Source organism: Mycobacterium sp. MYCO198283 (assembly GCF_021213805.1).
Lineage (GTDB): Bacteria > Actinomycetota > Actinomycetes > Mycobacteriales > Mycobacteriaceae > Mycobacterium.
On record NZ_JAJQJI010000017.1, the window covers coordinates 1 to 5906 of the forward strand.

6 protein-coding genes are annotated in these 5906 nt (G+C 62.9%); all 6 read left to right on the forward strand.

What is annotated here, in order from left to right; genetic code table 11:
* The first annotated feature begins 162 nt into the window (after nucleotides 1-162).
* The 6 genes from LV457_RS19915 (at nucleotide 163) to LV457_RS19940 (ending at nucleotide 5869) form a co-directional block, all read left to right on the forward strand.
* Entirely contained in the window at nucleotides 163-771 is a 609-nt protein-coding gene (locus LV457_RS19915) for a hypothetical protein (RefSeq protein ID WP_232173275.1), read from the forward strand.
* Nucleotides 772-1123: 352 nt separating this feature from the next.
* Nucleotides 1124-1444, forward strand: a complete 321-nt coding sequence (locus LV457_RS19920; RefSeq protein WP_232173276.1) for a hypothetical protein — start codon at nucleotides 1124-1126, stop codon at nucleotides 1442-1444.
* A gap of 193 nt (nucleotides 1445-1637) precedes the next feature.
* A complete protein-coding gene (locus LV457_RS19925) occupies nucleotides 1638-4736 on the forward strand; it encodes a DUF3427 domain-containing protein (protein ID WP_232173277.1) in 3099 nt (1032 codons plus the stop codon).
* Between the two features lie 36 nt (nucleotides 4737-4772).
* Nucleotides 4773-5033 (forward strand): type II toxin-antitoxin system Phd/YefM family antitoxin, encoded by a 261-nt coding sequence (locus LV457_RS19930; RefSeq protein WP_232173278.1) that lies wholly within the window; start codon nucleotides 4773-4775, stop codon nucleotides 5031-5033.
* Nucleotides 5030-5428, forward strand: a complete 399-nt coding sequence (locus tag LV457_RS19935) for a type II toxin-antitoxin system VapC family toxin (RefSeq protein ID WP_232173279.1) — start codon at nucleotides 5030-5032, stop codon at nucleotides 5426-5428. Before LV457_RS19930 ends, LV457_RS19935 begins: the two co-directional genes overlap by 4 nt.
* A gap of 90 nt (nucleotides 5429-5518) precedes the next feature.
* Entirely contained in the window at nucleotides 5519-5869 is a 351-nt protein-coding gene (locus tag LV457_RS19940; RefSeq protein WP_232173280.1) for a hypothetical protein, read from the forward strand.
* The last annotated feature ends 37 nt before the right edge of the window (nucleotides 5870-5906 follow it).

The following is a 5906-nucleotide window of genomic DNA, read 5'->3' on the forward strand; positions in this document are numbered from 1 at the left end:
GGTGGTGTACGTGTTCTTCCTGCGGAACAAGAGCGAGACGTTCCTCGATCGTGAGCGGGGGAGTGCGTTTGTGCGGTGAGACCTTCCTGCTGCCACGCGACGCCTACTTTGCGAAGCCGGTGTGCACGCGGAGCCTGTATGTCAGTAGGTGACAGGTCAGCGATGCAGCTCGCGGTTCGCAATCGGATCGCCTCCCTTACCGGAGATCCGAAGCTACAGAAGGCGGCCACTAAGGAGTTGGTCAAACGGCTGAAGGCGGCCAACTGTGAGCTTCCGGCGCAGATTCGACCCCGAGAAGATAAGTGGCCCACAGGACGATTCTCGGCAGTGATTAGGCGCGAGAGCCATCCGGTTGAGCTGTTGGTCGTAATGGCACTTTCACGGACTTCGTACGTCGGCCAGTTCGGTGCCTCACCGAATGGAAGCGTTTTTACTGCGGATACGGACGGCCGCTCGCTGTTCCAGGCTCATCGTCGAAGCGAACTAACAGGGCTTTCCCCGCTCCTGGACACGGCAGCGGCAATCTTCAACGAATGGAAACGAGACGGTCAAGGTGGCCGCTTCTATGTCAGGGGCCACTCCTTCTTCGACGCGATCGACGGCAGGATCTTCTTCGAAGTAGAAATACGGGACGATGCGAGCGATTTCGACGGGACGCTTAAGCGCACCGACTTGAGAAGACTGGCCGCCACAAGGAATGGGTCCCTTCCGAACGCTTCACCTAACCCCAAGACACGCCTACGTCGACTTCTTCGGAAAGTGTCGCGCTGAACGGTGCCGTATCGTCGGCCGCCCAAGGACTACTGAGGGGCAAGTCTTACAAGTCGGCGTTCCTTAGAGACCGCCGACTGCTTGGACCACTGCATAGAAGCTGCGTCAACGCGTCAGTGCCGCGCAAACTCAGGTTGCAAGCGGAAGCTCTCGATCCTGACCCAAACGCTCTCAAAGCGCTCGCTCGGACGATAGACGAAGCCGGTGCGGCGCAGAACTCGATCCGGCAGCACGCGGACTTGGCTGTCGAGTTTCGATCATCACGTGACGGCCATGTCGGAGCCCTATCCCGCCTCCTTGGTCAATCGGCGCATTCGAGATTGCAGAAGAATCTGTTGCGCAAGCGCTTCGGATGTTTACCGAGTATGTCGGCGCCTGTAAGGCGCGTGCCGAAACCGCGCAGCAGGCCGCTCGTCGTCCCGATCTCGTCGAGGCGCACACCCAGCGGCAGCAACTCGAGGCGAGCAACTTACAGGCACTAGCTGCCCGCGAAGCTCAGGGTCGCGATGTCGTCGAGTTCGCAGCGGGCCTCGGCCTGAACGCTGAGTCTCCTGAGGCCGCCGCCGATCAGCTACGTCGGTGGGTGAGCGAGCAAGAGGCGAAGCGGGCGGCGTACGCCAAGTGGAAGACGGACGTCGCTCGGCTCGAACAAAGGCGGTCGCGAATCTGCTGATTGGAAGTTTGACCTCGCCACGCAAACGCAAACGGCGAATGCCGGCGATGAGCCAGACATACCGATCCCGACCGATCTGAACGCACTTGTTGAGGAGGCGAAGGGCCGTCACGACAAGATGATCGATTTCGACGGACAATGTCAACGGTCGATTGGCCCGGGACTGTCGGGGTTCTCGGCTAGCGTCCGCTTCGTGGAAACCGGCGTCTACGAATCTCTCCTGACTGAAGTACTCAGAGGTCAACTCGCCGCAGTTGACGCGCGCGCAGCGTTCGGCTCAGTCGACGATGCCGAGCAGGCGCTCGCCATCACCCGCCACCTGGCGCCCATCATCGAGAGATCGTTGCGGTCAGCAGGTGGTACGCCGGAGCGCGCAGAAATGACGCGCCGCCTGCTTGCCGTCTTACCGGACGTGCACGCAGCTGGTGAGGCGCTTCACGTCGCTGATCCCGGCAAGCTGCTGCGTCTCGAGGAGTTGGCATCGGATACGACGCCCTCGGTTGCCCGGACGCCCCGGCCAGCAACACCTCTCAGCGATGCGGCGCTCATGACTAATGCTCGCAGCGAGCCGACGCTGGCCGCGGAGCTTCGCGCGGAGATGGCTAGCGCCGATCACGTCGACCTGCTCTGCGCCTTCGTCAAGTGGCATGGCCTCCGATTGCTCGAGGACGAGCTCATCAACCTGCGCTTCAGAAACGTCCCGCTGCGTGTCATCACGACCACCTACCTAGGGGCCACGGACGCGCGGGCGCTCGACGCGTTGGTCAACGAATTCGGTGCAAAAGTTCGCGTGAACTACGAGATTGACCGCACCCGACTGCATGCGAAGGCTTGGCTGCTCCGCCGGCAGACCGGCTTCCACACGGCCTACGTCGGCTCCAGCAACCTGTCACACGCCGCACTCGTCGACGGGCTCGAGTGGAACGTTCGGCTGTCGGCGATTGCGACGCCCCACTTACTCGACAAGTTCAAGGCCACCTTCGACTCGTACTGGGAGAGTCGGGAATTTGAGGTCTACGAGCCGTCACGCGATGGGGGGAGGTTGCGCGCCGCGCTCGACACAGCGTCCGGAAAGACAACACGCGACCGACTGACCGTGACCCTTTCCGGCTTGGACGTTCAGCCGAAGCCGTACCAGGCGGAGATCCTCGAGCAGCTTGATGCGGAACGAGTAATCCACAATCGGCATCACAATCTGGTGGTTGCTGCGACCGGCACGGGCAAGACGGTCATCGCCGCGCTCGACTACCGACGGCTGGTGACCGAAACCTTCGGCTGCGACCTAACATTGCTATTCGTCGCCCACCGCAGAGAGATACTCATGCAGTCGCGACGGATGTATCAGGAAGTGGTCAGCGACGCCACCTTCGGCGAGCTTCTGGTCGATAACCATCAGCCCACCCGCTGGCGTCACGTATTCGCCAGCATCCAATCGCTTTCGCAGCAGCGGCTCTCGGGTCTAGCCCCGGATCATTTCGATGTCGTGGTCGTCGACGAGTTTCACCACGCCGAGGCGGCGTCGTACCGCCGCCTGCTCGACCACGTGAAGCCGAAGGAGCTACTCGGTCTTACGGCGACGCCGGAACGCGGCGACGGCGTCGACGTCCGCTCGTTCTTTGGCGGCCGCGTCCCCGCCGAGTTGCGGCTTTGGGAAGCGTTGGAGCAGAACCTGCTGTGTCCGTTCCACTACTTCGGAATCCACGACGGCACAGACCTTGAGGCGATTCAGTGGCGACGCGGAAACTACGATCTGCAGGCGCTGAGCACGCTTTACACCGGCAATGACGCTCGCGTCCGCATCGTGCTCAAGGAGTTGACCGCGAAGGTTGCCGACGTCGCGACTATGCGAGCACTCGGGTTCTGCGTGAGCGTCGAACACGCGCGGTACATGGCGCAGCGCTTCAACGAGTCGAAGATCCCCGCGCTCGCCGTGTCCGCCGACACCTCGTCGTCCGACCGGCGAGATGCGCTTAACGCGCTTCGCAACCGCGACGTCAACATCATCTTCGCCGTGGATCTCTTCAATGAGGGCCTCGATATCCCCGAGGTCGACACCGTGCTGTTCCTTCGACCCACCGAGAGCGCCACCGTCTTCCTGCAACAATTAGGACGCGGGTTGCGGCTTACTCGGGACAAGACGGTTCTCACTGCCCTCGACTTCGTCGGCCATCAGCGTCGAGAGTTCCGCTTCGATCAGCGATTCCGCGCACTGACGGGTATCGGCGGTAAGGCATTGCAACGGCAAGTCGAGGAAGGATTTCCGTTCCTGCCGTCGGGCAGCCAGATCGTGCTCGACCGCGTTGCGCAACAACTCGTGCTCGAGAACGTGAAGCAGCAAGTGGCGCCCCGTTGGGCTGCTCTCACGTCGGAAGTTCGGGCGCATCGCGACGATCGGCTGGCGAGTTACCTCGACGAGTGGGGTCGCAGCCTCGGGGACGTCCTGAAACACAATCGATCGTGGACGACGCTGTGCCGGGAAGCCGGCAAGCTTCGAACGGAGGCCGGGGCGAGGGAGAACGATCTCGTCAAGCGCGTGCGGGCGCTGGCCCATGTGGACGACTCAGTCAGACGGTCGGCGTATCTGTCGATTCTAAGTGGGGCAGTGTCGACGGGCAGTGCGGCGGAGAGTCGGTTGGCCGAAATGCTGTTCTACTCCCTGTACCCGAACGGCGGCGGATTTGAGCAGGCGGCTGACGGCCTTCGGGCGATCGCGGATGAACCGGTGGCCGACGAGATGCGGCAGGTCGTCGACTTGGCCTTCGATACCGCTCGACGCACCACGTACCGACTGGCCGACTTGGAGCCCGACCTCGCGGGCGTGCCCTTGGAGTTGCACGCCAGCTATTCACGCGAAGAGATACTGGCAGCGCTCGGCTGGACTGCCGCCGGGCGTGCGCCAAGCACCATGCGTGAAGGTGTCGCCTGGTGCGCCGAAGCTAACGCCGACGCATTCCTCATCACGTTGAACAAGTCGGACAAGGACTACTCGCCGACCACGATGTACCGCGACTACGCACTGAATTCCGAACTGTTCCACTGGGAATCGCAGTCAACGACGTCATCGACCTCGCCGACCGGTCAGCGTTACATCAACCACCGACAGAGGGGCTCGCATGTCCTGCTGTTCGTTCGTCAGAGCAAGTCGACGGCCCTCGGGACGGCGCCGTACGTCTTCCTTGGGCCGGCCGACTACGTCAGTCACGAAGGGGACAAGCCCATGGCGATCACCTGGCGGCTTCACCGGCCGATGCCTACGGAGATCTACCTCGCCTCGAGAGCGGCCGTGGCGTGACGGTCCGCATTGCTACACACGTGCTACGTTTGTAGCATGACGGAAGTGGCGTCGCGGGAATTGCGCAACGGAACTGCGGGCCTGCTTCGTCGAGTGCAGGCAGGTGAGAACATCACGGTCACCCTGAACGGCCGACCCGTTGCCCGCCTCATCCCGTTCGAGCCCGCGCGGCGCCGATGGCTCAGCAGGGAGGAGTTGGTGAGCCGATTGCACCGTGCGCAAGCGGACCCGGGGCTCCGCGACGACCTTGCCGATCTCGCGGGGGATACGACCGATGACCTCGAGCCGTTGCAGTGAGCGCAGCAGGGGTACTCGACACGTCTGTCTTCATCGCACATGAAAGCGGTCGGTCGCTCGATGCCATGCAGATTCCTGACGAGGTGGCGACGACGGTGATCACCGTGGCCGAACTCAACGCCGGCGTCCTCGCCGCCGTCGACGCCGACACGCGAGCGCAGCGATTAGTCACGCTCGACGCCGTCGCCGATCTCGCGGCGTTGCCCGTCGACGAGCAAGCGGCACGCATGTGGGCGCGAATGCGCGTCCATCTCGCCGAGGCCGGCCGTCGCGTACGCATCAACGACCTGTGGATCGCGGCCGTGGCAGCATCGCGCGAACTCCCCGTTGTCACGCAGGATGGTGACTTCGATGCACTCGACGGCGTCGCTGGATTGACGGTCATTCGCGTCTGAGCTGGTGTCTCTTGCGGCCAGGCCCTTTCCTTGATGGCGGCATCGCCTCGCTGGCCCGGGATTGTCCGAGGCCGGTAGTAGCTTCCGCTCATGAGCGACGGACGCGATCGTTGGAAGGCCAAGCAGGCGCGGCGCAATGCGCGCCGGATGGAGCGGCGAGGGCGATCGGTGCCCGACGAGGCGCCACTGGCGAGTGAGACGCGCCAAGCGCTGGCAAGCGGACATCCGTTGCATCTGCTCGGTATGGCCAGCATGCTGGTCCACCTCACCGAGCCCGATCGTCTGCGGTTCTTGAAACCGGGCAAGCCGGAGCCGCTCTGTCCCGACGGCGTCGTTACCAGCCTGATCGATGTGCCTGGTGCGGAAACGACTGCGCTGCTGGCTGTCCTTGCCGAATTACTGGCTCTTCGTAATTCAGAGTGCATTGATCAGTGCGTGTAGTGCGCCGCTGTGCAGTAGTGAGCGGAGTCGGTAGTGG